This window comes from Nocardioides endophyticus, from assembly GCF_039543845.1.
Taxonomy (GTDB): domain Bacteria; phylum Actinomycetota; class Actinomycetes; order Propionibacteriales; family Nocardioidaceae; genus Nocardioides; species Nocardioides endophyticus.
Genome location: NZ_BAABKN010000005.1, coordinates 17,709 through 44,247, shown reverse-complemented (window position 1 = coordinate 44,247; position 26,539 = coordinate 17,709). Strand labels below are relative to the sequence as shown.

24 protein-coding genes and 1 pseudogene are annotated in these 26,539 nt (G+C 70.1%); 15 read left to right on the top strand and 10 right to left on the bottom strand.

Going from position 1 to position 26,539, the window contains the following annotated elements; translation table 11 throughout:
- Positions 1-19: 19 nt before the first annotated feature.
- The 3 genes from ABEA33_RS02460 to ABEA33_RS02450 all read right to left on the bottom strand — a co-directional run bounded on the left by ABEA33_RS02460 (position 20) and on the right by ABEA33_RS02450 (position 3,328).
- Positions 20-952: an LOG family protein gene (locus tag ABEA33_RS02460; protein ID WP_345524969.1), complete on the bottom strand. Its 933-nt coding sequence runs from the start codon at positions 950-952 to the stop codon at positions 20-22.
- 22 nt (positions 953-974) lie between these two features.
- Positions 975-1,826 (bottom strand): serine protein kinase RIO, encoded by an 852-nt coding sequence (locus ABEA33_RS02455; protein ID WP_345524968.1) that lies wholly within the window; start codon positions 1,824-1,826, stop codon positions 975-977.
- A gap of 161 nt (positions 1,827-1,987) precedes the next feature.
- Entirely contained in the window at positions 1,988-3,328 is a 1,341-nt protein-coding gene (locus ABEA33_RS02450; RefSeq protein WP_345524967.1) for a rhodanese-like domain-containing protein, read from the bottom strand.
- 91 nt (positions 3,329-3,419) lie between these two features.
- Between ABEA33_RS02450 and ABEA33_RS02445 the strand changes: the two genes are divergently transcribed.
- A complete protein-coding gene (locus tag ABEA33_RS02445) occupies positions 3,420-4,877 on the top strand; it encodes a M1 family metallopeptidase (RefSeq protein ID WP_345524966.1) in 1,458 nt (485 codons plus the stop codon).
- Positions 4,878-4,885: 8 nt separating this feature from the next.
- Here ABEA33_RS02445 and ddaH read toward each other — a convergent pair whose 3' ends face one another.
- From ddaH to ABEA33_RS02430, 3 genes are read right to left on the bottom strand one after another with little or no spacing between them, the layout of a single operon-like run.
- Positions 4,886-5,662, bottom strand: coding sequence for a dimethylargininase (gene ddaH / locus ABEA33_RS02440; protein WP_345524965.1), 777 nt, complete (start codon positions 5,660-5,662; stop codon positions 4,886-4,888).
- Positions 5,663-5,666: 4 nt separating this feature from the next.
- The gene (locus ABEA33_RS02435) at positions 5,667-7,073 is read right to left on the bottom strand and encodes an NAD(P)/FAD-dependent oxidoreductase (protein WP_345524963.1); all 1,407 of its coding nucleotides are present in this window, start codon (positions 7,071-7,073) and stop codon (positions 5,667-5,669) included.
- Positions 7,058-7,531 carry an Lrp/AsnC family transcriptional regulator gene (locus ABEA33_RS02430; RefSeq protein WP_345524962.1) on the bottom strand — a complete coding sequence of 158 codons (474 nt, stop codon included), beginning with the start codon at positions 7,529-7,531 and terminating at the stop codon, positions 7,058-7,060. The genes ABEA33_RS02435 and ABEA33_RS02430 overlap by 16 nt, the downstream gene beginning before the upstream one ends.
- A 161-nt stretch (positions 7,532-7,692) precedes the next feature.
- Here ABEA33_RS02430 and ABEA33_RS02425 point away from each other — a divergent pair, with 161 nt between their 5' ends.
- The 4 genes from ABEA33_RS02425 to ABEA33_RS02410 are packed head-to-tail and all read left to right on the top strand — an operon-like array spanning position 7,693 to position 11,738.
- Positions 7,693-8,889, top strand: a complete 1,197-nt coding sequence (locus tag ABEA33_RS02425) for a polyamine ABC transporter substrate-binding protein (RefSeq protein WP_345524961.1) — start codon at positions 7,693-7,695, stop codon at positions 8,887-8,889.
- Entirely contained in the window at positions 8,873-10,036 is a 1,164-nt protein-coding gene (locus tag ABEA33_RS02420; RefSeq protein WP_345524960.1) for an ABC transporter ATP-binding protein, read from the top strand. The genes ABEA33_RS02425 and ABEA33_RS02420 overlap by 17 nt, the downstream gene beginning before the upstream one ends.
- On the top strand, positions 10,036-10,941 hold the full coding sequence (locus ABEA33_RS02415; RefSeq protein WP_345524959.1) for an ABC transporter permease: 906 nt from the start codon (positions 10,036-10,038) through the stop codon (positions 10,939-10,941). The genes ABEA33_RS02420 and ABEA33_RS02415 overlap by 1 nt, the downstream gene beginning before the upstream one ends.
- On the top strand, positions 10,941-11,738 hold the full coding sequence (locus ABEA33_RS02410) for an ABC transporter permease (protein WP_345524957.1): 798 nt from the start codon (positions 10,941-10,943) through the stop codon (positions 11,736-11,738). Before ABEA33_RS02415 ends, ABEA33_RS02410 begins: the two co-directional genes overlap by 1 nt.
- A 51-nt stretch (positions 11,739-11,789) precedes the next feature.
- Here the strand turns inward: ABEA33_RS02410 and ABEA33_RS02405 are convergent, their stop codons facing one another.
- On the bottom strand, positions 11,790-12,668 hold the full coding sequence (locus ABEA33_RS02405) for a hypothetical protein (RefSeq protein ID WP_345524956.1): 879 nt from the start codon (positions 12,666-12,668) through the stop codon (positions 11,790-11,792).
- Between the two features lie 191 nt (positions 12,669-12,859).
- The gene (locus ABEA33_RS02400) at positions 12,860-14,251 is read right to left on the bottom strand and encodes an aspartate aminotransferase family protein (protein ID WP_345524955.1); all 1,392 of its coding nucleotides are present in this window, start codon (positions 14,249-14,251) and stop codon (positions 12,860-12,862) included.
- Between the two features lie 123 nt (positions 14,252-14,374).
- On the opposite strand from ABEA33_RS02400, the gene speB reads away from it, so the two are divergent.
- The 3 genes and pseudogenes from speB to ABEA33_RS02385 all read left to right on the top strand — a co-directional run bounded on the left by speB (position 14,375) and on the right by ABEA33_RS02385 (position 16,991).
- The gene (gene speB, locus ABEA33_RS02395; RefSeq protein WP_345524954.1) at positions 14,375-15,376 is read left to right on the top strand and encodes an agmatinase; all 1,002 of its coding nucleotides are present in this window, start codon (positions 14,375-14,377) and stop codon (positions 15,374-15,376) included.
- Positions 15,376-16,518: pseudogene (locus ABEA33_RS02390) on the top strand (amidohydrolase); the annotation flags it as partial. The gene speB and the pseudogene ABEA33_RS02390, both read left to right, overlap by 1 nt.
- A 29-nt stretch (positions 16,519-16,547) precedes the next feature.
- Positions 16,548-16,991: an amidohydrolase family protein gene (locus ABEA33_RS02385; protein ID WP_345525425.1), complete on the top strand. Its 444-nt coding sequence runs from the start codon at positions 16,548-16,550 to the stop codon at positions 16,989-16,991.
- Here the strand turns inward: ABEA33_RS02385 and ABEA33_RS02380 are convergent.
- Positions 16,976-17,386 carry a bleomycin resistance protein gene (locus ABEA33_RS02380; protein ID WP_345524953.1) on the bottom strand — a complete coding sequence of 137 codons (411 nt, stop codon included), beginning with the start codon at positions 17,384-17,386 and terminating at the stop codon, positions 16,976-16,978. The two genes, ABEA33_RS02385 and ABEA33_RS02380, sit on opposite strands and share 16 nt — an antisense overlap.
- An 81-nt stretch (positions 17,387-17,467) precedes the next feature.
- On the opposite strand from ABEA33_RS02380, the gene ABEA33_RS02375 reads away from it, so the two are divergent.
- The 7 genes from ABEA33_RS02375 (at position 17,468) to ABEA33_RS02345 (ending at position 24,925) form a co-directional block, all read left to right on the top strand.
- Positions 17,468-18,898, top strand: coding sequence for a gamma-aminobutyraldehyde dehydrogenase (locus ABEA33_RS02375; protein WP_345524952.1), 1,431 nt, complete (start codon positions 17,468-17,470; stop codon positions 18,896-18,898).
- Between the two features lie 132 nt (positions 18,899-19,030).
- Entirely contained in the window at positions 19,031-20,254 is a 1,224-nt protein-coding gene (locus ABEA33_RS02370; RefSeq protein WP_345524951.1) for a saccharopine dehydrogenase family protein, read from the top strand.
- Between the two features lie 75 nt (positions 20,255-20,329).
- The gene (locus tag ABEA33_RS02365; RefSeq protein WP_345524950.1) at positions 20,330-20,902 is read left to right on the top strand and encodes a hypothetical protein; all 573 of its coding nucleotides are present in this window, start codon (positions 20,330-20,332) and stop codon (positions 20,900-20,902) included.
- A complete protein-coding gene (locus tag ABEA33_RS02360; RefSeq protein ID WP_345524949.1) occupies positions 20,862-21,677 on the top strand; it encodes a sensor histidine kinase in 816 nt (271 codons plus the stop codon). Before ABEA33_RS02365 ends, ABEA33_RS02360 begins: the two co-directional genes overlap by 41 nt.
- A gap of 85 nt (positions 21,678-21,762) precedes the next feature.
- Entirely contained in the window at positions 21,763-23,046 is a 1,284-nt protein-coding gene (locus ABEA33_RS02355; RefSeq protein ID WP_345524948.1) for a hypothetical protein, read from the top strand.
- Between the two features lie 31 nt (positions 23,047-23,077).
- Positions 23,078-23,734 carry an RNA polymerase sigma factor gene (locus ABEA33_RS02350; RefSeq protein ID WP_345524947.1) on the top strand — a complete coding sequence of 219 codons (657 nt, stop codon included), beginning with the start codon at positions 23,078-23,080 and terminating at the stop codon, positions 23,732-23,734.
- A gap of 12 nt (positions 23,735-23,746) precedes the next feature.
- Positions 23,747-24,925: a peptidase associated/transthyretin-like domain-containing protein gene (locus ABEA33_RS02345; protein WP_345524946.1), complete on the top strand. Its 1,179-nt coding sequence runs from the start codon at positions 23,747-23,749 to the stop codon at positions 24,923-24,925.
- A gap of 158 nt (positions 24,926-25,083) precedes the next feature.
- On the opposite strand, the gene ABEA33_RS02340 is transcribed toward ABEA33_RS02345, so the two are convergent.
- Positions 25,084-26,457: a polysaccharide deacetylase family protein gene (locus ABEA33_RS02340; protein ID WP_345524945.1), complete on the bottom strand. Its 1,374-nt coding sequence runs from the start codon at positions 26,455-26,457 to the stop codon at positions 25,084-25,086.
- Between the last annotated feature and the right edge of the window lie 82 nt (positions 26,458-26,539).

The following is a 26,539-nucleotide window of genomic DNA, read 5'->3' as shown; positions in this document are numbered from 1 at the left end:
ATCTAGGCGACGAGGTCGGTCACGTCACCGAAACAATCAGGTTTACCGCATCCTCGACCGACTCGACGAGGTGCACGTGCTCCTCCATGGGGCGGCCCCGCGCGATGGCGCGCAACAGGGGCCAGGCGGGCAGCTCCTCGGTCCAGTACGCCGCGCCGACGAGCACCATCGGCGCGACCGACTCCTCGGTGGCGTAGTAGTTCTCGCAGGCGTCCTGGAAGATCTCCTGGACCGTCCCGCCGAGACCCGGCAGGAAGACGATCCCGGCGTCGCACACCTCGAGCAGCGTCGCCTCCCGAGTGGAGTTGCGAAAGTACTTCGCGATGGCCGTCGCGAACACGTTCGGCGGCTCGTGCCCGTAATGCCAGGTCGGGATGCCCAGCGTGTCCGTGTCATCGGGGTAGCGGTCGAGCACCTCGAAGGCCCGGTGCACCCACCGGTCGATCGACGGGTGGTATGACGGAGCCTCGGCGAGCATCGCGAGCGCACCGTCGAGATCACCGGGACGGGCGGCGAAGCGGGCCCCGAGGTTGGCGGCCTCCATCGCGCCCGGGCCGCCGCCGGTGGCGACGACCTGACCTGCACCGAGCGCTGCCCCGAGCCGCGCGGCCTCGGCGTACGCCGGGTGCCCGCGCTCGATCCGGTGTCCGCCCATCACGCCGACCAGGTGCCGCCCCTGGATCCAGCTGTCGAGCGCGAGGTCGACGGCGTGGTCGTGGAGCGCCCGGGCCAGCGCGGCGGGCCGGGTGCGGGGAGCCCGGGACCACGCGTAGGCGCGGGCGTCCAGCGACGCGTCGTACGTGCCGCCGGGTTCCAGGCAAGTGTCGTAGAGCTCGGCCGCCGTGTAGAGCGAGGTCCGGGCCGTGTCGACCGGGACGCCCGGGTGGTCGGCCATCCACCGTTCGAGCTCGTGGACGATCTGTGCCGGCTCACCACGGACGACCCTCTTCACGTCGCCGACTCTAGGGCCGGCTCTAGAACGCGTGCGCCATCAGCTCCGCGAACAGTTCACCGGGATCGACCTCCAGACCCCTCGCCGTGAACCAGGTGCAGACGTTGGTGCAGTCGCGCAGCAGGAAGTCCATCCCGGTCGGGTTGCCGACCAGGTCGACGATCTGGGGCAGGTCGATGATCACCAGCCGGCCTCCCGCGGCGAGGATGTTGTACGGCGAGAGGTCACCGTGCACGATCCCGTGCTGCACCATCACAGCGAGAGCGTCGCGGAGCTGGTCGTAGTACGACGCCAGCAGCTCCGGGCCTGGTCGGGTCTGGGCGAGCCGCGGAGCGGTCTCACCGTCGTGGGTGATCCACTCCATCAGGATCTCGGTGCCGTCGATCTGCACCGGGTAGGGGACCGGTAGGCCCAGCTCCCAGCACCGCTTGAGCGCGTCCCACTCGGAGACGGCCCACTCGCCGGCGGCGACGATCTTGCCCCAGGTGCTCTTGCGTTTGAGCGCCCGCTCGTCGCGCGAGCGTTTCACGCTGCGGCCCTCGGTGTAGGTCGCGGCGCGGTGGAAGGTGCGGTGCTCGGTGCTGCGGTAGCGCTTGGCGACGAGCACGACGGACTCGCCCAGTGCGTCGCTGCCGGGGACGGCGCGCTCGAGGAGGAACGCGTCCGCCTCCTTGCCCGTCTTGAGGATGCCGAGGTCGGTGTCGACCGCGGCCTGCGAGGTGACGACCCAGTCGGGTCGAGGCTGCGGGCCGCGGCAGAGCGGCTCGACGCTCAGCCAGGTGGACCAGCGCTGACCTTCATCGAGGTCGTCGTACGTCTGGAAGTCGAAGACAAAAGCGGGGTCGAGCTCAGGTTCGGAGATTTCGTAAGACATCGGTGGAGGTGCTCCAGAAGCGAGAAGGGGTGTGGTCTGCGGACAGGCCAAGGACAGTCGTGGACATGTCACGCTCCTCTCGCTCGGGCACCGGTCACTCCGGGCGCTCGGGAAAACTGTGCGGGTTCCGCCGAGCCCCCGCAACCGATTTACGTGCGCCGTCAGGCGGCGACCGTGGTCGGGATCGCCAGCTCGGTGACCCGGTCCCAGGAGTCGTCGACGTGCACGACGCTGCGCCCGGCATTGTGCAGGAGGCTCGAGGCAATGCCGGCGCGGTAGCCGGAGCGGCAGTGCACCCACAGCTCGCCGGGCGGCAGCTCGAGGCCGCGCCGATCGACCTCGTGGACGGGCAGGTGGACGGCGCCGGGCAGGTGCCCCTCGTCGTACTCGTCGCGCTGGCGCACGTCGACGACGACGCGGGGACCGACGTGCTCGCGGAAGCCGGCCCAGTCCGTGCGCCGGAAGGTCGCCGGCAGTGCGGTCGCCGGGTCGAGGTCGTGGATGCCCGGACCCTCGATGCCGATCGCGGCCAGGTCGTGGAGCGCCGAGCCGACGTCCTGCGCCCTGTCGTAGAGGAGGACGAGGTCGTCGGCCCAGGGGACCAGCCAGCCGACGTACGTCGCGAACTGGTGGGAGTACTCGACGCTGACCGATCCGGCGAGGTGGCCACGGGCGAACGTGTCGCGCCGGCGCAGGTCGATGACCCACTGGCCGTCGAGGATCGCGTCGGTGACCTCGTCGCGGGTGACCGGCCGCCCGGGCCGCGGCCGCGCCCGGCCGGCCCCGGCGCGGTTGAGCGGCGCCATCTGGTCGTAGTACGACGGGATCGGGCCGAAGCCCGCGACGAGCTCCTCCACGAACGGGTCGCGGTCCAGGAGCAGCGCGGGGTTGACCAGCAGCTCGGCGCCGATGGTGCCGTCGGTCTCCACCGACGGGGTGCCCCCGGCGCAGAAGCTGCCGAAGCCGTGGGTCGGCAGGAGTCGGGTCGCCGGGTCGAGGAGCGCCAGCGTGCGGGCGCTTCGCCACTGGGCTCGGGCGAGGTCGAAGCGCAGGCGCCGGTCGACGAGGTCGGTGCGCCCGACGGTGCCGTGCAGCAGGCTGCCGCCGCTGAAGAGCGCGGCCGGTGCGGCCGCGTCGGGATCGTGCACGGCGAAGGCCTGGTGGTGGCGGGTGTGCCCGGGCGTCGCGAGGACCGTCACCTGGAGTCCGCCGACCGTGAGCACGTCGCCGTCGCGGACGCCGACGCGTTCGAACTGGACGGACTCGTCGGCCGACAGCAGGTAGTCGGCACCGTGCCGTCGGGCGAGCCCGAGGGCGCCGGAGACGTAGTCGTTGTGGACGTGGGTGTCGGCGACGGCGGTGATCTCCACGCCGGCCGCCTCGGCCGCCGCCTCGATCGGCGCGATGTCCCGAGGGGGGTCGATGACCAGCGCCTGCCGGCCGTCGTGGACGAGATGGGTGTGGTTGCCCAGCTCTGGGATCTCCAGCGTAAGAACCTGCATCTGCGCCTCCGCATTTAAGTACAGTGAATCAATAGAGTTATAACACAAAGGACGTGCGGGCTCCGGCCCGAAGGTCGGGTACCTTGCCCGGGTGCCACGCCCTCGCCGTACCTTCGCCGCCCTCGTCGCCGGGCTGGCACTGGCCCTGACCCTGGGCTCGGGCGCCCGGACGGTTGCCCACACAGTTGCCCGGTCGCTCGCCCCCGCCGACGTGCGTCCGGCCGGAGCGCCCGGGATCGGGGACCCCTACTTCCCGCGCGACGGCAACGGCGGCATCGACGTCCTGACCTACGACATCCACGACACCTACGCGTTCCGGAAGGGCCGGCTGTCGGGATGGACGGACCTACGGGTCCGGGGGACCGCTGCGATCTCCGGCTTCAACCTCGACTTCCTGCTGCCGGTGCAGTCCGTGCGCGTCGGTGGCCGCCCGGTCGCCTACTCCCAGACCCAGCACGAGCTGGTCGTGGCGCGCGGCCTCGAGCCGGGTGAGGTCGTCGACGTGCAGGTCCGGTACGACGGACGGCCGGGGCGCTACTCGTACGCGGGAGAGAGCAACTGGCTCGCCGGGCCCGGCGAGGTCGTGGCGATGAACGAGCCGCACATGGCGCCGTGGTGGTTCCCCGCCAACGACCACCCGCTCGACAAGGCCCGGATCCGGGTCAGCATCACCGTCCCGGCGGCGTACGACGTGGTGTCCAACGGGCGCCGGCTCAGCCGGAAGGTGCGCGGCGCCCAGGCGACGACCACCTGGCGCGCGGACGAGCCGATGGCGCCCTACCTGGCGTTCTTCGCCGCCGGCCGTTTCCGCATCGACAAGGGCGTCCGCGACGGCCAGCACTGGCTGGTCGCGGTGTCCAAGGCGTTGCCGACCGCCGCGCAGCCGCGCGCTATGCGGATGATGCGGCAGAGCCCCAAGATCACGGGCTGGCTCGAGAGCCAGCTCGGCGACTATCCGTTCTCGACCGTGGGCGGTCTGGTCACCAGCCTCGAGCCCGGCTTCGCTCTGGAGAACCAGACCCGCCCGACGTACTCACCGGCGAGCCTGACCGGGATCACGGTCGTGCACGAGCTCGCGCACCAGTGGTTCGGCGACTCGGTGTCCGTGCGGCACTGGAGCGACATCTGGCTCAACGAGGGCGCCGCGACCTACCTGGAGTGGCGCTGGGACGAGACGCACAGCGGGCCGTCGGGGGACAGCCAGTTGCACCAGCTCTACGACTCTGCCGACGCCGACGACGAGTTCTGGGACCAGCAGGTCGCGGACCCGTGTCCGACGTACGTGAACTGTGTCGGCCGGATCTTCGACCGCCGCGTCTACGAGCGGGGTGCGATGGCGCTCCAGGCGCTGCGCAACCGGATCGGTGAGGCTGACTTCTCGGCGCTGCTGCGCCGCTGGGTCGCCGACCGCAAGGGCGGCAACGGCTCGACCGCGGAGTTCGAGGCGCTCGCCGAGGAGATCAGTGGTGAGGATCTGGACGGGTTCTTCGCCGCCTGGCTGCACGCCACGACCAAACCGGCGGACATCGTGGCGAACGGGCTCGGCTGAGTGGTGCCTCAGCCCCGCAGCCGCACGGACAGGCAGGTCACGCATCCCTCGAGCTTCTCGAACTCGGAGATGTCGACGGCGACCACGCGCAGTCCGCGCTCCTCCAAGAGCGCCTGGGTCCGGGGCGCGCTCGTCGACATCAGCACCGCCGACTCGTCGAGCACGACGACGTGTGAGCCGGCCTCCTCGGGCACCGGGAGGAACGCGTCCCAAGCACCTGGGTCGTCGACCAACGGCTCGAAGCCGACGACCGTGCCGTCCGGCAGCGCGGTGACGGCCGACTTGAGGTGCAGCACGAGCGCGACGGGTACGCCGACGACGCGGGCGCCGAGAGGAGCGAGATGGGCAGCGAGCTGCTCCATCCCCTCGCTGTTGGTGCGGCCGCCGAGTCCGACCCAGACCGTCCGTTCGTGCTTGAGCACGTCGCCGCCGTCGAGGGTGCCGGGGGCCTCGATGCGGGCGATCCGGTAGCCGAGGCCGGCCAGAGTCGCCTCGGTCGCGGCCGTCTCGGGCTTGCGCTCGTCGGCGCCGGGCCGGCTGATCACCGCGAGATCGTCGAGGACCACGACCGTGTCCTCCACGAACACCGCGTCCGGGCAGTCGTCGGCAGGCGGCACCTCGATCGTCTCCCAGCCCTCGGTCCGCAGCGCCTCGACGTACGACCGCCACTGCTGCTCGGCGAGGGCGAGGTCGACCGGGATCCGTTCGAGGTGGGTCAGCAGGCCGTCGTCGAGTCGGGGGCCGGGCCGGCGGACGAGGGCACGCGTGGTCCGCGGAGTGTTCATGGCCTCATCCCAGCAGGGGAGAGACCGCTCGCGCCACCAGGCTCGGCATCCGGGTGAGGGACTCCTCGGCGTCGGCGATCGTCATCGCCCGCAGCCCGGCGTTGATGCCGAGCCAGCGCAGCGGCTCGCGCTCCCAGCCGGGGGAGCGGTGGCCGACCCACGGCAGCCGGGTCAGCTCGGTGTCGCGGCCGAGGACCAGGTCGCGCAGCGTCCGGCCCGCGAGGTTGGCGGTGCTGACGCCGTCGCCGACGTACCCACCTGCCCAGCCGAGCCCGGTCGCAGGGTCGAGCCCGACCGAGGCGCACCAGTCGCGCGGGATGCCGAGGGCCCCGCCCCAGGCATGGGTGACGCGGGTGCCGGCGAGCACCGGGAAGAGATCGATGAGCGCGGAGTAGAGCCGCGCGAACACTCTCTCGTCGTGGTCATACTCCGGCTTGATCCGCGAGCCGAGGTGGTACGGCGCGCCGCGGCCGCCGAAGACCAGCCGGTCGTCGGCGGTGCGCTGCCCGTAGACGATCAGGTGCCGGTGGTCGGTGAACGTCTCGCGCCGTGCCAGGCCGATCTCGTCCCATGTCTCGACCGGCAGCGGCTCGGTCGCGATGATCAGCGAGTAGACCGGCACCATCGTGCGGCGTTCGCCGGCCAAGGTGGCGGTGTAGCCCTCGGTCGCGCGCAGCACGGTGCGGGCTCGTACGACGCCGTGCTCGGTGCGTGCGGTGCGCGGCTCGATCGCGCTCACGCGGGTCTGCTCATGGATGGTCACGCCGCGCCGCTCAACGGCGCTCGCGAGTCCGCGGACCAGCCGCGCGGGATGGAGCGCCGCGCAGTCCGGGGTGTACGTCGCGCCGCGGGTGTGGCTGCCCCGCAGGATCGCGGTCGCCTCGTGGCGATCGAGCAGGCGGACGTCGTCCTCGCCGCGGTCCCAGGTGCGGGCGTCCGCCACCTCGGCCCTGGCGCGCGACCACTGCGCCCGGCTGCGGGCGAGGGTGATCGTGCCGCTCTTGCTCACGTCGGCGTCGATGCCCTCCGCTGCGGCGGCGCGGACCACCTCGTCGACGGTCTGCCGCATGGCGCGGTGCTGGGCGAGGGCGGCGTCGCGGTCGGCGTACCCCGCGAGCGTGGAGAGTGAGGCAGGAAAGAGTGCCGAGCACCAGCCACCGTTGCGCCCGGAGGCGCCGAAGCCCGCGGTCTCGGCCTCGAGCACGACGATGCGCAGCTCCGGGTCGGCCTCCGCGAGGTAGTGGGCGGTCCACAGACCGGTGAAGCCGGCGCCGACGATCGCGACGTCGGCCTCGACGTCGCCGTCGAGTGGCGGACGTGGCGTCCAGGCGGTGTCGACGGTGTCGTGCCAGAGGGAGAGCCGTTCGTAGTGCGGGTCCTTCTCGGTGCGCCGGCTCAGCGGACGCCCCACGAGTAGGTCTGCTTGCGGAGGCTCAGGTACATGAACGTCTCCGTCGCGGCCACTCCCTCGACCGTCCGGATCTGCCCGGAGATCAGCTCGAGCAGGTGCTCGTCGCTCTCGCAGACGATCTCGACGAGCAGGTCGAACGAGCCGGCGGTGACCACGACGTAGTCGACCTCGTCGATCTCGGCGATCTTGTCGGCGACCGGCTCCAGCGGACCGGTGACCTTGACCCCGACCATCGCCTGCCGCGCGAAGCCGAGCTCCAGCGGGTCGGTCACGGCGACCACCTGCATCACGCCGGACTCGATCAGGCGCTGCACCCGCTGGCGCACGGCCGCCTCCGAGAGGCCGACGACCTTGCCGATGGCGGCGTACGACCGCCGACCGTCCTGCTGCAGTTGCTCGATGATCGCCTTCGAGACGTCGTCGAGCGGCTGCGACGTACGTCCTGGCTTCCTGCTCATGGGGGGATAGTTCCCTAAGGGGCGGCTGCGGTCAAAGATCTGGTACGGCTCGTCGACAAGCGATTTCGTTGCGAGGATGTTTCATGTCGACGGTATCGCTTGTCGGGGACCTTTTCGCGTGGCACGATCCGATGCGTCGGGGCGGTTCGAAGGGAGTCCACATGGTGCAGGGGCCCACCGGTGGTGGACGTGGCAGGCTCTCTCGCCGCGGGTTGCTCAGGGTCGGCGGTGGCGTGGCCTTCGCCGGCGTCAGCGTCGCGGCGCTGAAGCTGCCGTTCTTCGACGTCGCGGCGGCGAAGGTCAACCCGGCGGAGTGCCGGGCGACCGACGTGTCGGCGACCGACAAGAAGCTGATCGTCTCCAACTGGCCGGCGTACATCGACCCCCGCAAGAAGGCGACGTCGACGGTGTCGGTCTTCCAGGACCGCACCGGCATCAGCGTCGACTACACCGACGACGTCAACGACAACGCCGAGTTCTTCGCCAAGGTGAAGAACCAGATGGGCGCCTGCCAGTCCATCAACCGCGACCTGATCGTGATGACGGACTGGATGGCGGCACGGATGATCGGACTGGGCTGGATCCAGCCGCTCGACGCCACGGCAGTGCCGAACCTCCACAGGAACCTGATCGAACCCCTCCGCAACCGTCAGTGGGACAAGGACCGCACCTACAGCGCGCCGTGGCAGGCCGGCCTCACCGGCATCGCCTACAACGCCGCGAAGGTCCCGGAGGTCCGCAGCTTCGAGGAGCTGCTCACCCGCGACGACCTCAAGGGGCGGATGACGCTCCTCAGCGAGATGCGCGACACCATGGCGTTCATGCTCCGCGTGGTCGGGGCCGACCCCGACGAGTTCACCGAGGACGAGTGGGGCCAGGCGATCGAGCGGCTTCGCCAGGTCGTGGCGAGCGGACAGGTCCGGTCCTTCACGGGCAACGAGTACATCCAGGACCTCGCGGCCGGCAACATCGTGGCGTGCGAGGCGTGGTCCGGTGACGTGATTCAGGCGCAGTTCGACAACCCGGACATCAAGTTCGTGACGCCCGAGGAGGGGCTCTCCCTCTGGGCCGACAACATGATGGTGCCCAACCTCGCGAAGCACCAGGCGAACGCCGAGAAGTGGATCGACTACTACTACGAGCCGGAGGTCGCCGCGAAGCTGGCCGCGTGGGTCAACTACATCTGTCCGGTCGAGGGGGCCAAGGCCGAGATGGAGAAGATCGACCCGTCCCTCGTCGACAACAAGCTGATCTTCCCCGACAACGAAGACCTCGCCACCGCCTTCGACTTCATGCCCCTGTCCGACGCGCAGTCCCAGCAGTACGAAGGAGAGTTCAACGATGTCATCGCCGGCTGACCTCACGGTGCAGGCACCCTCGAGCGACGACTCGTTCGACGGGCTGCGACTGCGCAACGTCACCAAGTCCTTCGGATCCTTCACCGCTGTCGACGACCTCGACCTCGACGTACCGCGCGGCGCGTTCTTCGCCCTGCTCGGCCCTTCGGGCTGCGGCAAGACCACCACGCTTCGGATGGTCGCCGGCCTGGAGACCCCGACCCGCGGGTCGATCACCCTGGCCGGGACGGACATCACGTATGCCAAGCCCTACCGGCGTCCGGTCAACACGGTCTTCCAGAACTACGCGCTCTTCCCGCACCTCGACATCTACGAGAACGTCGCGTTCGGCCTCAAGCGGCGCAAGGTCAGCGGGGTCGACGCCCAGGTGCGCCAGATGCTCGACCTCGTCGAGCTCGAGTCGCAGGCCCGGAAGAAGCCGACCCAGCTCTCCGGAGGCCAGCAGCAGCGGGTCGCGCTGGCTCGGGCGTTGATCAACGAGCCCGAGGTGCTGTTGCTCGACGAGCCCCTGGGCGCGCTCGACCTCAAGCTGCGGCGTGCGATGCAGATCGAGCTGAAGCGGATCCAGACGGAGGTCGGGCTGACCTTCATCCACGTCACCCACGACCAGGAGGAGGCCATGACCATGGCCGACACGGTCGCGGTGATGAATGCGGGCGTGATCGAGCAGATGGGCGCCCCGGAGGAGCTGTACGAGAACCCGCGCACGACGTTCGTCGCCAACTTCCTCGGCCAGTCGAACCTGATCGAGGGTGAGGTCAAGAGCCGGAGCTCGGACTTCATCACCGTCGACATGCACGGCATCGACGTCTCGGTGCCGGCCGATCGAGCGCACCTCGACGGCGACAAGGCCTGGATCGGCATCCGGCCCGAGAAGGTGCTCATCGGCGACGCGGGCGAGGTGCTGGACGCACCCGGCAACTCGATCCCGGGTGGCGTGGTCAGCGACGTCAGCTTCGTCGGGGTGAGCACGCAGTACCTCGTGCGGATGCCGTGGGGCCAGGAGCTCCAGGTGTTCCAGCAGAACACCGGCCACCGCCGGCTCTACCGCAACGGTGAGTCGGTGGAGCTGTCCTGGCGGCCCGACTACGCGTTCCTCCTCGACCACAGCCAGGACGCTCGTGCGGGGCAAGAGGACGACGACTGATGGCGAGCACGGCTGGAGCAGCCCCGGTCACCACCGCCCCGGCGTCCGACGACTCGAGCCGTCGCCGCGGCCTCACCGGCTACTTCCTGCTGATCCCCGGCGTCGTCTGGCTCGCCCTCTTCTTCGTCATCCCGTTCTACTCGCTCGTCGCCGCCAGCCTGTTCGACCCGAGCGGGTCGGTGGTCAACGGCTACGAGATGACCTTCCACTTCCAGAACTACCCGGACGCGCTCCGGGACTACTGGGAGCCGCTGGTCCGCTCGCTCGGGTACGCCGCGCTGGCGACGCTGATCTGCCTCGTGCTCGGCTACGTGCTCGCGTACGCGATCGCGTTCAAGGCCGGCCGCTGGAAGAACCTGATGCTGGTGCTGGTGATCGCACCGTTCTTCACCAGCTTCCTGATCCGCACGCTGTCGTGGAAGCTCATCCTCGCCGACGACGGCATCGTGGTGAACACTCTCCAGGCCGTGCACATCCTCGGCGCCGAGGGTCGCCTCCTCGCGACCCCCGTCGCCGTGATCGCCGGCATCACCTACAACTTCCTGCCGTTCATGGTGCTGCCGCTCTTCGCGAGCATCGACAAGATCGACCACCGCCTGATCGAGGCGTCCAGCGACCTCTACGCCAACCCGTTCGTCGGGTTCTGGAAGGTCACCTGGCCGCTCTCGCTGCCGGGGGTGGTCTCGGGGACGCTGCTGACCTTCATCCCGGCGGCCGGCGACTACATCAACGCCCAGCTGCTCGGCAGCCCCAACCAGCGGATGGTCGGCAACGTCATCCAGAACCTCTTCACCAACGCCAACGACTATCCGGCGGCCAGCGCGCTCTCGATGATCCTGATGATCCTGATCATCGCCATGGTGCTGTTCTACGTCCGCCGGGCCGGCACCGAGGAGCTGCTCTGATGCGGTGGCTGCGCAACAACCTGGTGCTGATTCTCGGGATCGCGATCCTGATCTACACGTTCGTCCCGATCTTCGTGGTCGTGCTGATGAGCTTCAACGACCCGTCGAGCCGGCTGATCTACCGCTTCGACGGGTTCACCCTCGACAACTGGCTGCACCCCTGCGCGCCGGAGGGCATGTGCAGCGCGCTGGGGACAAGCATCCAGATCAGCCTGGTGGCCACGATCGGGTCAACCATCCTCGGCACGCTGATGGCGTTCGCGCTGGTGCGGCACGACTTCGCGGGTCGGTCGTCGATGAACCTGCTCATCTTCCTGCCGATGGCCACGCCCGAGATCGTCATGGGCTCCTCGCTGCTGGCGCTCTTCGTGGCGGCCGGGTTCGCGGGTCAGCTGGGTTTCTGGACGATCCTGATCGCGCACATCATGTTCTGCATCTCGTTCGTGGTCGTCACCGTGAGAGCCCGGCTGGCGGGCATGGACGACAACCTCGAGCAAGCGGCGATGGACCTCTACGCGACGCCCCGGCAGACGTTCTGGCGAGTCACCTTCCCGCTGGTGTTCCCGGGCATCCTCGGCGCCGCCTTGCTCAGCTTCTCGCTGTCCTTCGACGACTTCATCATCACCAACCTCAACGCCGGCAACACCACGACGTTCCCCATGTACGTCTGGGGCGTCGCCCAGCGCGGCATCCCGATGCAGGTCAACGTCGTCGGCACGGTGATGTTCATGATCTCGGTGCTGATCGTGGTGGGTGGCGAGGTCAACAGCCGCCGCCGCACCCGCGCGCTGGCCTGATGAATCGCCGAGTCGGCGCTAAGTGACCCCCGAGTCGGCGCAAAGTGACCCTCAATAGAAGTACGTCGGCGGCAGGCCGCGGCGCGCTCGCGCTGCGTCGTACGCGATCCTGAGCAGGCGTTCGGCATCCTGTTGCTGCCCGAAGACGTGCTGCTTGCGGAACACCGCGATCGACCACTCGCGCTCGCGCTCGAGCCACTGTCGGCGCTCCTCGTCGTACTCCGCCCGATCCTCGCCATGCCATTGCTCGCCCTCGTACTCGGCGGCGAGGAGAAGATCTTCCAAGCCCATGTCGAGCCGATAGACCTCGCGTCCGTCGACGAGGACCGAGATCTGGGTCTGCGGTCGGGGAAGGCCGGCGCCGCGCCAGCGCCGACGTAGAGCGGTCTCCCCGAACGACTCCGACCCGCCGTCGGCCAACGGCGCCAGGACGCGGAGCTCGACCACGCCGCGCTGCCGGTTGAATCGTGGAATCTCGGCCAGCAACTCGTCGAGCGTGAAGACCTCTAGTCCGAGCATCGTGTCCATGCCGTGCAGCTTGAGATCGGCGTTCGACTGGAGGCGTCCGAGATCGAGTGCTGTCCGCAGCGGGGTCGTGACGACGATCCCGCCGATCTCCATCAGGTCGCGCGACCGGATGGCGCGCTCGCCGCTGCTACTCAGGGCGTTGCGCAGGCGACCTGCGTCGCTCGGGCGGAAGCACGAGATCGGCGGTACGTCGAGGTGCTCGTTGGGCGCCAGGGCTCGGTCGCCGGCGTGGATCCACGCCGCGCTGCGGTCGCAGACGAAGCAGTCCGATGGCAGGACGAGCGCGAGCATCGCGCACCGGAGCTCGATCGAGTCCTCGACATCGGCGGCGACGTACACCCCCTGGATCGGATGCCGGAGGTACCTGCACATCGTCAGCCAGCGCAAGGCCTTGGGGCTCAACCCCACTTCCCTGGCCGAGGCAGTCGTGAACGGTTCGCTTGGCGGAAGGTTCCCGAGGCGATCGAGCCAGCCATAGTTCTCCATGCAGCAGCCCTGCCCCGGAGGCGCCGTACGGCACCACGGGACAGGGCTGCCTGTGGATTATGGGGTCACTTTGCGCCGACTCGCGGGTCAGTCTGCGCCGACTCGGCCTAGAGGATGGTGGCGGCTTTGTCGAGGACGGTGCGGAGGATGTGTTCGATCTCGTCGAAGTGGGTTTGATTGCAGATGAGTGGGGGTGAGAGTTGGATGACGGGGTCGCCGCGGTCGTCGGCGCGGCAGTAGAGGCCTTCGTCGTAGAGGGCTTTGGAGAGGAAGCCGCGTAGGAGCTTTTCGGATTCGTCTTCGTTGAAGGTCTCGCGGCTGTTCTTGTCTTTGACGAGTTCGATGCCGTAGAAGTAGCCGTCGCCGCGGACGTCGCCGACGATGGGGAGGTCGGTGAGGCGTTCGAGGGTGGTGCGGAAGGCGTCTTGGTTGTCTTGGACGTGTTCGAGGATGTGTTCGTTCTCGAAGATGTCGAAGTTGGCCATGGCGACGGCGGTGGAGACGGGGTGGCCGCCGAAGGTGAAGCCGTGGGCGAAGGTCGCGGCGCCGTGCAGGAAGGGTTCCATGAGGCGGTCGGTGGCGATCATCGCGCCGAGGGGGGCGTAGCCGGAGGTGATGCCCTTGGCGGAGGTGATGATGTCGGGCTGGTAGCCGTAGCGTTCGGCGCCGAACATGGTCCCGAGGCGGCCGTAGGCGCAGATGACCTCGTCGGAGACCAGGAGTACGTCGTATTCGTCGCAGATCTCGCGGACCCGTTGGAAGTAGCCGGGTGGGGGTGGGAAGCAGCCGCCGGCGTTCTGGACGGGTTCGAGGAAGACCGCGGCGACGGTGTCGGGTCCTTCGTTCTCGATCTGGACCGCGATCTGGTCGGCGGCCCAGCGGCCGAAGGCCTCGGGGTCGGTGCCATCGAGGAGGCCGCCGGTGGTCTCGGCGGCGCGGTAGATGTTGGTGTTGGGGACCCGGAAGGTGGAGGGGACCAGGGGTTCGAACTGCTGCTTGAGCGGGGGGAGCCCGGTGATGGACAGGGCGCCCTGGGTGGTGCCGTGGTAGGCGATGGCGCGGGACAGCACCTTGTGCTTCATCGGTTTGCCGGTGAGCTTGAAGTAGTTCTTCGCGAGCTTCCAGGCGGACTCGACGGCCTCGCCGCCACCGGTGGTGAAGAACACCCGGTTCAGGTCGCCGGGCGCGTAGCCGGCGATGCGCTCGGCGAGCAGGATCGCGTTCGGGTGGGCGTAGGACCACAGCGGGTGGAAGGCCAGCTCGCGGGCCTGGGTGGCGGCGGCCTCGGCGAGCTCGGTGCGGCCGTGGCCGAGCTGGGAGACGAACAGCCCACCGAGGCCGTCGAGGTATCGCTTGCCCTGCGCGTCGTAGATGTAGGCGCCCTCGCCCCGCACGATGATCGGCACGTCCGAGGTCTCGTAGGTCGAGTGCCGCGTGAAGTGCATCCACAGGTGGTCCTTCGCGGCCCGCTGCAAGTGGTCGTAGTCCCAGGTACTCATACCCCCATGGTGCGTGGTCAGACGGGAGCAAGGCAAGTGAATCCGTGGCGCTGCGGCGTGATTCTCGCGGATTTCGTTGTCGCCGACGGACGGCGCGGGTCTCCTGGCTGATAGGAATGCTCCATGACCCGGTATGGCCCGCAGTTCGGTCCCGACATCACCTTCCTGGGAGTCGGCCGCGTCGACCTCGACGACGCGGCCGGCCTGGCCGCGGCCGACGTGGTCATCGTCGGAGCGCCGTTCGACGGCGGTACGTCGCACCGCCCGGGCACCCGGTTCGGGCCGATGGCGATCCGGCAGACCGACTACCTGCCGCACGACGGCTCCCGGCCGCACCTAGCCCTTCGCGTCGACGCCCTCCAGGACCTCCGGGTCGTCGACGCCGGCGACGTCGAGATGCCACCGGGGGAGATCGAGCGGTCGCTCCACGCGCTGGAGGACGCGGTCTTCGCGGTGGCCAGCGCGGGGGCCGTGCCGCTCGTCCTGGGTGGCGACCACTCGATCGCGCTGCCCGACGCCACCGGGGTCGCCCGCCACCTCGGCTACGGCAAGGTGTCGATGATCCACTTCGACGCGCATGCCGACACCGGCGACATCGAGTTCGGCTCTCTGTACGGCCACGGCCAGCCGATGCGACGGCTGATCGAGTCGGGTGCGTTGCGCGGCGACCGGTTCCTGCAGATGGGGCTGCGTGGCTACTGGCCCGGACCGGACACGCTGGCCTGGATGGCGGAGCAGCAGATGCGCTCCTACGAGATGACCGAGATCGGCAAGCGCGGCCTGGAGGAGTGCCTGGACGAGGCGTTCGAGATCGCGCTCGACGAGTGCGACGCCGTCTTCCTCTCCGTCGACATCGACGTCTGCGACCCCGGCCACGCGCCGGGCACCGGCACCCCAGAGCCCGGTGGGCTGTCGTCGCGCCAGCTGCTCGACGCCGTACGCCGGATCTGCCTGGAGCTCCCCGTCGCGGGCATCGACGTGGTCGAGGTGTCGCCGCCGTACGACCACGCGGAGATCACCGCGTTCCTCGCCAACCGGGTCTGCCTCGAGGCGCTCTCGGGACTCGCTGCTCGCAAGCACGGGATCAGCCACGACCCGACCGGCCCGCTGCTGGAAGGTCGCTGATGCGGACCCTCTTCACCAACGGCACGCTCTTCGACGGGCACCGGTACGTCGGCGCGGGCGAGGTCCTGGTCGATCAAGGTCACATCTCGGCCTGCGGGGATCTCGACAAGCTCGATCACTGGGATGTCGATGAGGTCGTCGATCTCGATGGTGGGTTGCTGAGCCCCGGCTTCGTGGACGCCCACGTGCATGCGGTGCAGGGCGGCCTCGAGCGCACCCGGTGCGACCTCACCGAGGGCGACACCCGCGACGACTACCTCCGCATCGTCAAGGAGTACGCCGACGCGCACCCGGACCGGCCCTGGATCCTCGGCGGCGGCTGGGCGATGTCCGCCTTCCCGGGCGGGGCACCCACGGCGGCTGACCTGGACGCGGTCGTGCCCGACCGGCCCGTCTTCCTGCCCAACCGGGACCATCACGGTGCCTGGGTCAACAGCCGGGCGCTGGAGCTCGCCGGGATCCGCCGCGACACCCCCGACCCGGTCGACGGTCGCTTCGAGCGCGACGCCGACGGCCACCCGACCGGCACGCTGCACGAGGGCGCCATGCACGCTGTCGCCCGCCTGGCCCCGCAGACGACCGATGACGAGTACTACGCAGCGCTCCTCGAAGGGCAGCGCCACCTCCACTCGTACGGCGTGACGGGGTGGCAGGACGCCATCGTCGGGTCGTACGCCGGGATGGACGACCCCGGCCCGACGTACCTCCGCGCCGCGCGCGAGGGTGACCTCTCCGCCCACGTCGTCGGTGCGCTCTGGTGGGACCGCAGCCGCGGCGAGGAGCAGATCGCCGACCTGGTCTCGCGCCGCGAGCTGTACACCCACGGTCAGTTCCGCGCGACCAGCGTGAAGGTGATGCAGGACGGGGTCGCCGAGAACTTCACGGCCGCGCTCGTCGAGCCCTACCTGGACCGCTGTGGCCATGCGACCACCAACGCGGGCCACTCGTTCGTCGACCCGTCGGCGCTGCGGGAGTACGTCCGGCTGCTCGACGCCGTGGGCTTCCAGGTGCACGTGCATGCCATCGGCGACCGCGGCGCCCGCGAGGCGCTCGACGCCTTCGAGGGCACCGAGCCCGAGAGGCGCCACCACATCGCGCACCTCCAGCTGGTCGACCCCGACGACGTACGCCGCTTCGGCGAGCTCGGGGTCGCGGCCAACCTGCAGATGCTGTGGGCCTGCCTCGACGAGCAGATGGTCGAGCTGAGCTGCCCTTCCTCGGTCCGGAGCGCGCGACGTGGCAGTACCCGTTCGGCGACCTCGAGCGCGCCGGTGCCCGCCTCGTGGCCGGCAGCGACTGGCCGGTCAGCACCCCGAGCCCGCTGGAGGCGGTCCACGTCGCGGTCAACCGCACGGCGTACGGCGAGAGCGGGCCGGCCGGCCAGGACCGCTTCCTGCCTGAGCAGGCGATCGCGCTTGAGTCGGCGTTCGCGGCGTACACCTCCGGCTCGGCGTGGATCAACCACCGCGACAACGCGGGTGTGCTGCGGCCCGGTGCGGTGGCCGATCTGGTGGTGCTCGACCGCGACCCGTTCGCGGGGTCCGCGGACGACATCGGTGGCACCGGGGTGGTGTCGACCTGGGTCGACGGGACGCCCGTCTATCGCCAGAGGTAGAACGTCAGCAGGTTGCCGTCGACGTCGATGACGTGGAACTCGCGGCTGCCGTAGTCGGTGTCCTCCGCACCCCCCTTGCTCACGCCGTGCAGCGCCCCGGCGGCGTCCATCTCGGCGTACAGCTCGTCGATGCCCTCGACCTCGATCCGGCAGCTGGCCGTGCCGGCGAGGAAGGACTCGGCACCGCTGACGACCGGCTGCGAGGCCAGGTCGTGACGACCCCGCCACGACTGGTCGGAGGCCTCCCACAGGTGGATCCGCGCGTCGTCGCGCCGCAGCACGCTGAAGTGGCCGTCGGTGTGGGCGATGGCGAAGCCGAGCCGGTCGACATAGAAGGCCGTCGCCGTCGGGACATCGCGCACCGGCAGTGCTGGAATGGTCGTACCCACGCGCATGAGACCCTCCATTCAACGAAATCCGCGTTCAAGAGCCTCAGACACTACAGATTCCGTTGCCAGATCACTAGGCTCGCAGCCATGGCCGATACGACCTTCACGAACGTCATCAACGGAGAGCTCGTCGAGAGCGTGTCGGGGGAGACCTACGACGTCCTCGACCCGACCACGGGCGAGGTGTATGCCCAGGCACCGAAGTCGGGGGAGGAGGACCTCGACCGGGCGTACGCCGCGGCCGACGCCGCCTTCGAGGGCTGGGGCTACGCGACCCCGCAGGACCGCTCGAACGCCCTGCTGAAGCTCGCGACCGCGATCGAGGAGCGCGTCGAGGAGATCAACGCCGTCGAGTGCAAGGACACCGGGAAGCCGCTCCAGCTCACGATGGACGAGGAGATGCCGTACGCCTCGGACCACTTCAAGTTCTTCGCCGGCGCCGCGCGCATGCTGGAGGGCAAGGCCGCGGGTGAGTACCTGGCCGACCACACCTCGTGGGTACGCCGCGAGCCGATCGGCGTGGTCGGTCAGGTGACGCCGTGGAACTACCCGCTGCTGATGATGATCTGGAAGATCGCGCCCGCGCTGGCGGCCGGCAACACGGTCGTCCTCAAGCCGAGCGACACCACGCCGGCGAGCTCCACGCTGCTGGCCGCGATCGCTCAGGAGTTCCTCCCGCCGGGCGTGCTCAACGTCGTCTGCGGCGACCGCGACACCGGCCGCGCGCTGGTCGCCCACAAGACCCCGCAGATGGTCGCGATCACCGGGTCCGTGCGTGCGGGCATGCAGGTCGCCGAAGCGGCCTCCCACGACCTCAAGCGGGTGCACCTCGAGCTCGGTGGCAAGGCCCCGGTCATCGTCTTCGACGACGCCGACATCGCCTCCGCGGCCGAGGGCATCGCCGGCGCGGGCCTCTTCAACGCCGGCCAGGACTGTACGGCGGCCACCAGGGTGCTCGTGCAGGCCGGCATCCACGATGAGTTCGTCGCGGCCCTGGCCGAGGCCGCCAAGGGGATGCCGACCGGCATGCCCGACGACGAGGCGACGTACTACGGCCCGCTCAACAACGCCAACCAGCTCGCCCACGTCACGGGCATGGTCGACCGGCTGCCCGACCACGCCACCATCGAGACCGGCGGTGCGCGGAAGTTCGAGAAGGGCTACTTCTACGAGCCCACGGTGCTCTCGGGCCTGCAGCAGAAGGACGAGCAGATCCAGACCGAGATCTTCGGCCCGGTGATGACCGTCCAGAAGTTCAGCGACGAGGCGCAGGCGCTGACCTGGGCCAACGACGTCCAGTACGCGCTCTCCTCGAGCGTCTGGACCAAGGACCACGCCCGCGCGATGCGGATGTCGCGCCGGCTCGACTTCGGTGCGGTCTGGATCAACACCCACATCCCGTTCGTCTCCGAGATGCCGCACGGCGGCTTCAAGCACTCCGGCTACGGCAAGGACCTCTCCGGCTACGGCTTCGAGGACTACACCCGTATCAAGCACGTCATGTCCTACATCGGCTGAGCGCCGCGATAGCGGCGCGCTGCCTGCGTTGTCGGCGCTCGACGGCCCGCTTCGCTCAAAGGCCGCCTTCGCACCTCCGCCTTGGCATCACACCACTCTCGCGACGCTCAACTCGATGAGGAGAAGCTGCACATGAGGATTCTGTTGGTAGGCGCCGGGGGCGTGGGGTCGGCGTTCGCGGCCATCGCGGCGCGTCGCGACTTCTTCGAGATGATCGTGGTCGCCGACTACGACGTCGCCAAGGCCGAGAAGGCGGCGGCTGCCGACGGGCGGTACGCGGCGGCGCGGATCGACGCGTCGTCCGCTGAGTCGGTGGCGGCGCTGTGCCGCGAGCACCGGATCACCCACGTGATGAACGCGGTCGACCCGGTCTTCAACATGTCGATCTTCGACGGCGCGGCCGAGGCCGGCGCCGACTACCTCGACATGGCGATGTCGCTGTCGCAGCCGCACCCGCAGGCGCCGTACGAGCAGACGGGGGTGAAGCTCGGCGACGAGCAGTTCGCCGTGGCGTCGGACTGGGAGTCCGCCGGACGGCTGGCGCTGGTCGGCATCGGCGTCGAGCCGGGGCTCTCCGACGTCTTCGCGCGGTACGCCGCCGACCATCTCTTCAGCGAGATCGATGAGCTGGGCACCCGCGACGGCGCCAACCTGGTGGTCACCGACGACGACGGCAACGAGATCTTCGCGCCGTCGTTCTCGATGTGGACCACGATCGAGGAGTGCCTCAACCCGCCGGTCATCTGGGAGAAGGAGCGCGGCTGGTTCACGACCGCGCCGTTCTCCGAGCCTGAGGTCTTCGACTTCCCCGAGGGCATCGGGCCTGTGGAGTGCGTCAACGTCGAGCACGAGGAGGTGCTCCTGATGCCGCGCTGGGTGGACTGCAAGCGGGCCACGTTCAAGTACGGCCTCGGCGACGAGTTCATCAACGTCCTCAAGGTGCTGCACACCCTCGGCCTCGACAGCACCGAGAAGGTGCGGGTCAAGGCAGAGAATGGGTTCTGTGAGGTGAGCCCACGTGACGTGGTCGCCGCGGTGCTGCCGGACCCGGCGACCGTGGGACCCCGGATGAAGGGCAAGACCTGTGCGGGCCTGTGGGTGACCGGCAAGGGCAAGGACGGTGCCGACCGATCGACGTACCTCTACCACGTCGTCGACAACGAGTGGACCATGCGGGAGTACGGCCACCAGTGCGTGGTCTGGCAGACCGCGATCAACCCCGTCGTCGCCCTCGAGCTGCTCGCCCGCGGCACCTGGAGCGGCGCCGGCGTGCTCGGCCCGGAGGCGTTCGACGCCGTGCCGTTCCTGGACCTGCTCACCGAGTACGGCAGTCCCTGGGGGATCAAGGAGCTCTAAGGTCTCGCCCCGAGCGGCCGATGGGTGAGTGTGCGCTTCTCACCACTGCCGGGCGGTAGGCGGTGGCCTGCCTGGTTGCCACGGGCTGGGTCGCTGCCCGACGCCGCCTGGCAGACTCGGCACCGGGCCGTGATGGTGATGTTGTGGGCACACGTGGTCGCGATCCTGCTGTACGCCGTCTACCGCGGCAACTCGCTCGGCCACGTGTGGGTGGAGCTGTCGCCGGTGCTGATGGCCGCGCTGCTCGCCGGCTTCGGCCTGCTGGGCCGCGGCCTGTCGGCCGTGATCGCGGCCGGCGGTCTGATGGTCTGCTCGGGCGTGATCGTGCACCTGTCCGGGGGCATGATCGAGGCGCACTTCCACTTCTTCGTGATGATCCCGGTGATCGCGCTGTACGAGGCCTGGCCGCCGTTCGCCATCGCCGTGGCCTATGTGCTCGTCCACCACGGCGTCGTGGGCACCCTGAATCCGCGGGCGGTGTACGACCACCCGGAAGCCTGGGAGCGACCCTGGCTCTTCGCCGGCGTACACGCGGCGTTCTTCGCCTTCGCCTGCACCGCCTGCCTGGTCAACTGGTGGCCGCACGAGCGCGCGCGCCTCGCCGCGGGTGCTGAACTTCTCGGCCACCGCGCTGCCGCCTGCCGGTGACGACGGCGTCAGGGACGTCGTCGTGGTCTTCCGCGATGTCACCGAGCGCCACCGGACCGCGCAGGCGCTGTCGGACGCGCTGGCCACCGAGCAGGACGCCGTCGAGCGCCTGCGCGAGCTCGAGCGGGTCAAGTCCGACTTCGCCTCGACGGTCAGTCATGAGCTCCGGACGCCGATCACCAGCATCATCGGCTACCTCGAGGTGCTGGCGGACGGCGCGGTCGGTGAGCTCGACCCTGCTCAGCTCGGGCTCGTGGGCCGCGTTGAACGCAACAGCCACCGGCTGCTCGGCCTGGTCGAGGACCTCCTCCGGTTGTCCCAGATCGAGTCCGCGACCTTGAGCATCGACGCGATGCCGACCGACCTGCGCGAGGTCGTCTCGGCGGCGTACGACGGCGTCGCCTGGCTGCTCGACCCGCGATCGTTGGACCTGGCCGTCGACGTGCCCGATCATCCCGTCCAGCTCGAGGGGGATCCGGCGGAGCGGGAGCGGATGCTCGTCAACCTGCTCAGCAACGCGGTGAAGTTCACTCCGCTCACGGATACCGGGATGGGCATACCCGAGGCCGAGCAGGACCGGCTGTTCACCCGCTTCTTCCGGTCCACCACCGCCACCGAGCAGGCCATCCAGGGCATCGGTCTCGGTCTCACCATCGTGCAGGCCATCGTGGCGCTCCACGGCGGGACCATCGAGGTCGAGTCGAGCGTCGAGCGAGGGACCGCCGTCGCGGTTCGCCTGCCGCGGCGCCTGTACCCTGCAGCCGTCGTCGCCTGATCGCGACATCGGGCGATGTAACGCAAACGGGGGCATCGACGCTGTCAGTGGTGAGACACACCAGATCACCACTCCAGGAGGGCCCGTGCGCGCTACTCGATCGCTGGCCGGCGCCGTCGCCGGGGCGCTCCTCGTCAGCTCTCTCGGCGTACTCGGGGCAGCCAGGCCCGCGGTCGCGGCCCCGGCCGCGACGTCGATCTCGATCCGGGCACTCGACCCGACGATCCAGCCCGGGGAGACCGGCGCCATCGCCGGCAACATCGACGTGCCGGGACGCCCGGTGGCAGGTCGACCCGTTGCACTGGAGGCGCGGGCGGCAGGCGAGGCCGTCTTCACCCCGATCGGCACCGTGTCGGCGGGCGTCAAGGGCGGGCTGACCCTCGACGTACATCCCGAGGTGACCACGCGCTACCGCTGGAACTACGCGGGGGCGCCCGACGCTCAACCGCGGTACAGCGGAGAGGCGGTGGTCCGGGTGCGTACGGGGGAGCACCCGGGCCGCCGAGTCCCGACGACGCTCTCGATCCGGGCCATGCGCGAGGTTGTCGCTCCCGGCGCCAAGGCCGTCGTCCGGGGCACGCTCTTCACGGCGAAGAGGGGACTCCGTGGTCAGTACGTCGTGCTGCTGGCGCGCACGGCGAACTCCGACGGCTGGCAGTTCCGCGACGGGGTGCGCACCCGACGGGACGGCAGCGCGGTCTTCACCGTGCACCCGCGCATCCAGACCACGTTCCGGTTCGCCTTCGCGGGGACCAAGAGCTTCCGGCCGGTCCGGAGCGGCACGGTCGTGGTCCAGGTCCGGCCCGCCGTGACCATCGCCGCCGAGCCGCCCCGCATCGACCCGGGTGGCAGCACCGTCGTCACCGGCACGGTCGTCTGGAACGGCAGCGCGGTCGCCGGTGCGACCGTCGACCTGCTCGCTCGCGTCGTGGCCAAGGGTAGCCCGTGGACCGTCGTGGCGACCGGCACCACCGATGCCGTCGGCTCGGTCAGCACCACGGTCACCCCCGCGGTCAACACCCGCTACCGGCTGCGTGTCCGTCCAGTGGGTCCGCCCACCGGTGCCAGCCGGGTGATCGAGGTCGTGGTGCGTGCGCCGAGCTCGCTCTCGATCCGTGGTGAGGACGTCGCGGCCGGGTTCGCCATCAGCGGCCAGCTCCGCGCCAAGGGCAACCCGGTCCCCAACGCGGTGGTGACGCTCCAGGCCTACGACCAGGCCACGAAGGCCTGGACCGACACGGGCACCGACCTCACCGGACCCAACGGCGTGGCGCAGTTCATCCGACCGAGCGCCCCCGGCACCGACTACCGTCTCCTGTACGTCGGTCAGCGGTTCGCGACCAGCACCAGTGCGACACTGACCGATTGAGGACGAGTTGACGACCGCGAGTCTCGGGGGTGTGACGCTGGACGCCACGAACGGTGGAGGCCTGCCGCGGAGGCTCGGGACGATCACGTCCCGAGCCGATGTGCGCGTGCCGACCGCCGAGGACGTCCGGGACCAGGATGCCGCCGAGGAGCTCGAGTTCGCCCTGGTCGCTGCGTGTGCCGGTGACGAGGCGGGCTTCGCGACGTTGTGGCGAGACCTGCACCCGCGACTGCTGCGCTACCTGAAGGCGCGCGGTGACGACGCGGCAGAGGACCTGGCCGCGGAGACCTGGATGCACGTCGTGCGTGGCCTGCCGACGTTCGAAGGCCAGTTCGCCGACTTCCGGGCGTGGATCTTCACGATCGCCCGGCACCGCGCGATCGACCAGGGCCGGGCCCGCTCGCGGGGTCTGACCGTGGTCTCGGTGGCCGACCCGGTGGAGGCCAGCGGGCAGGTGCCGACAGCGCCCAGCGCCGAGCAGGAGGCTGCCGACAACGATGCGACCTCCGAGGCGCTCCGGTTGGTCGCGACACTGCCGCCGACCCAGGCCGAGATGGTGGCCCTGAGGGTGGTGGCCGGCCTCGACGTCGCCGACGTGGCGCAGTTGATGGACAAGAGACCCGGCGCGGTCCGAGTGGGAGTGCACAGAGCGTTGAGGACATTGGCCCGAACGACCGGCCTGACCTGAAGGTGGTGAGTCATGACGAGTGAAGAGTTCGACGAGCAGGCGCTGATCAACGCGCTCACTGCGCCGGGCTCGCCGGCGGAGCTCGGTGAGGAGGAGCGCTACCGCGAGATGTTCCGAGCGGCCCAGGCGACGCCCGTGGCTGCCGTTGCTGCCCCCAGCCTGGTCGGGCACCGCGCCGTACGCCGTCTGGGTGCGGGCACGTCGCTGGCCGTGGTGGTCGCGTTGGCGACCGGAGGCGTCGCCGCGGCGTACTCCAGCAACCTCCCGGACCCGGTCCAGCGCGCGGTCCACTCGGTGCTGTCACCCATCGGGGTCCCGCCGGCCGAGTCGCAGCGTCGCGTGGAGCAGGCTCGGAAGCAGCCGACACCGACGCCGAGCCCTGAGCCAGCCGCTCCGGCGCCGACGCACCCGATCGCCAAGCCGTCCGAGAAGCCGTCGGCCAAGCCGTCGGCGACGGCGACGGCGACGGCGACGGTGGAGCCGACACCGACGACTGACCCGTCGCTCTCGGAGAGCCCGACTCCGTCCGAGACCCCGACCGACGTACCGTCGAGCTCGGCCCCCACGGATCCGACGTCGTCGCCGTCCCCGACCGGGTCGCCGTCACCGACCACGCCCGTGGTACCCGTGCCGGCGGCTGTCAACATCTCGTCGGCAGGTGCCGGCAACAAGGTCGCGGCGGGCGGTACGGCGGTCGTCACGGGCAAGGTCACCGCCGCTGACGGGGCGTCCGTCCCGGACGTCCACGTCTACCTCCAGGAGCGCACCTCCAGCGGGTGGCTACGCGTCGCCACCGGGCGGACGGCTGCCGACGGGTCGATCGCGTTGGTGACCCGACCGGTGCAGAGGTCTGTCCAGGTCCGGCTCAAGGTCGCCAAGCTGGCCAGCGCGGCCCGGCAGCTCACCGTGCAGCCGACCGTGACCGCGAGCGCCCTCACGGTCGACCAGGTGTCGACCGTGACCGCGACGGTCGTCGGAGGCCAGGCCGGTGACCAGGTCTACCTGCAGACCACCCGCAACGGGCAGGTCGTCTTCGAGGGCCAGGTCACGCTGGGGGCCGGCGGCGGGGTCCGTTTCGACGTCACGGCGCCGAAGCTCGACCGTTGGTACGTCGTACAACTGCCGTCCACGGACGCCCACGCGGCCGCCCAGGTGCGGGTCCTGGTCAAGGCGCAGGCCGCTGATTCCTGACCTCGCGGCAGGTCGGTACCGGCATGACAGCCACCAATCTCGCTGACACGGCCGCCCCGGTCACCGACCCGGCCGCCGTGGCTGGTCTACCGGATCGACGCGACCGCGATGACGGCGTTGATGACCGTCGAGCCGGGCGGCGCCACCCGCTGGACCTTCTAGAACGACAGGCCCTCGACGCTCAGCGCCGGCCAGGTCACCGAGGCAAGGGCCTGCCGGGCAGCGGTCGCCCGGTCGACGGCCGGTGGCCGCACCACCAGGGTCGCCGGTGCGTCGAGCGTGGCATGCGTCGCGTCGATGATCCGTAGGGGGAGCTCTCGGACCTGCTGGTCCGGCGTACCGACCGGGATCGTCAGCTGCGCCTCGGCGGCACGGCTCCTCGCCGCGATGACCGCACGGCCCTCGCCGAGTCGGGTGCGGATCAGCACGGAGACGTCCCGGTCAGTGGTCCGGTCGAGGCGGACGGGCACTCGGGCCACCGTCCGGATCAGGGGTGAGGAGACGGCGGTGACGTCGTCGGCCCGCACGAGCGGCGGGGGGTCGTCGTCGAGCACCCGCACCGACCGGGCCGCCGACGGCAGCGTTCCCTTCCCTCCGGTCGTCCCGAAGATCGCGCGCTCGGCGTGCTCGTCGGCCCGGTCCTGGGGGATCCGCAACCACACGTGGGCCGAGGTCTGGCCGACGCGGAACCGCACGACCGACGCGGAGACCCGCCCCTGCGCCGTGAGCCCGACGGTCGTCGGGCGGCTGGTCGGCCGGTCCAGCCGCACGGTCAACCGGAGCCGGCCGCCCTCGGCGATCCGGCGCACGTCGGCGCGCACCGTCGCGACCGGCACTGGCGGGGTCGGCCCGCCGGCGGCGTCGAGGTCCGCGAAGCAGAAGCCCCGACGCCGGAGCTGGCTGATCTCGGTCGAGATGGCGCGCAGCGTCGCGGGGGAGTTGGTGACGCCGTCGTGCTGGAGCACGACGTTGGCACGGTGAGGTCGTACGGCGCCGAGGACACGCGCCTCGATCTGCGGGGTGCTCGCGCCGGCCCAGTCCCGCGGGTCGATGCTCCAGAGCACCGGCGTGTAGCCCAGCCCCTCCAGCACTCGCCGGACCCGGTCGTCCATGGCGCCGTACGGCGGGCGCGCCAGCGAGGTCGGCTCCACTCCGGCGTGCACCAGGGCGCGCCGGGTCGAGCGGATCGACGCCCGGATCTGCGGGCCGGAGAGCGTCGTGAGGTCGTCGTGCGCCCAGGTGTGGTTGCCGATCGCGAAGCCGGCCCGGTCGACCATGCGAACGATCTCGGAGTGCGCGTCGACGTGCTGACCGATCATGAAGAACGTCGCCGGCACCCGCTCGCGCTGCAGCAGGCGCACCAGCTTCGGCGTCACGGTCGCCGACGGGCCGTCGTCGAAGGTCAGCGCGACGAGTCCGCGCGAGCACGGCACCACGGGGTCGCGGTGCCGTGGTGCGGCCGCGGTGGACGCCCCCGGTGTCATCGGGACGAGCACAGCCAGCAGCAAACCCACGACGAGCACCCGACGCATCCACCCACCTCCGGAGACTGTGACGCCCAGACCGGGCTCCAGGTTGTCAGGTCGCGTAAAGCAGGCGACGACTGTCCGTGCC

Excerpts from the sequence above, each read along its gene's own strand:
- ABEA33_RS02455 (WP_345524968.1), bottom strand. The coding sequence starts at position 1,826 with ATGTCTTACGAAATCTCCGAACCTGAGCTCGACCCCGCTTTTGTCTTC.
- ABEA33_RS02450 (WP_345524967.1), bottom strand. The coding sequence starts at position 3,328 with ATGCAGGTTCTTACGCTGGAGATCCCAGAGCTGGGCAACCACACCCAT.
- ddaH (WP_345524965.1), bottom strand. The coding sequence starts at position 5,662 with ATGAACACTCCGCGGACCACGCGTGCCCTCGTCCGCCGGCCCGGCCCC.
- ABEA33_RS02430 (WP_345524962.1), bottom strand. The coding sequence starts at position 7,531 with ATGAGCAGGAAGCCAGGACGTACGTCGCAGCCGCTCGACGACGTCTCG.
- ABEA33_RS02425 (WP_345524961.1), top strand. The coding sequence starts at position 7,693 with ATGGTGCAGGGGCCCACCGGTGGTGGACGTGGCAGGCTCTCTCGCCGC.
- ABEA33_RS02420 (WP_345524960.1), top strand. The coding sequence starts at position 8,873 with ATGTCATCGCCGGCTGACCTCACGGTGCAGGCACCCTCGAGCGACGAC.
- ABEA33_RS02415 (WP_345524959.1), top strand. The coding sequence starts at position 10,036 with ATGGCGAGCACGGCTGGAGCAGCCCCGGTCACCACCGCCCCGGCGTCC.
- ABEA33_RS02410 (WP_345524957.1), top strand. The coding sequence starts at position 10,941 with ATGCGGTGGCTGCGCAACAACCTGGTGCTGATTCTCGGGATCGCGATC.
- ABEA33_RS02400 (WP_345524955.1), bottom strand. The coding sequence starts at position 14,251 with ATGAGTACCTGGGACTACGACCACTTGCAGCGGGCCGCGAAGGACCAC.
- speB (WP_345524954.1), top strand. The coding sequence starts at position 14,375 with ATGACCCGGTATGGCCCGCAGTTCGGTCCCGACATCACCTTCCTGGGA.
- ABEA33_RS02380 (WP_345524953.1), bottom strand. The coding sequence starts at position 17,386 with ATGCGCGTGGGTACGACCATTCCAGCACTGCCGGTGCGCGATGTCCCG.
- ABEA33_RS02375 (WP_345524952.1), top strand. The coding sequence starts at position 17,468 with ATGGCCGATACGACCTTCACGAACGTCATCAACGGAGAGCTCGTCGAG.
- ABEA33_RS02370 (WP_345524951.1), top strand. The coding sequence starts at position 19,031 with ATGAGGATTCTGTTGGTAGGCGCCGGGGGCGTGGGGTCGGCGTTCGCG.
- ABEA33_RS02345 (WP_345524946.1), top strand. The coding sequence starts at position 23,747 with ATGACGAGTGAAGAGTTCGACGAGCAGGCGCTGATCAACGCGCTCACT.
- ABEA33_RS02340 (WP_345524945.1), bottom strand. The coding sequence starts at position 26,457 with ATGCGTCGGGTGCTCGTCGTGGGTTTGCTGCTGGCTGTGCTCGTCCCG.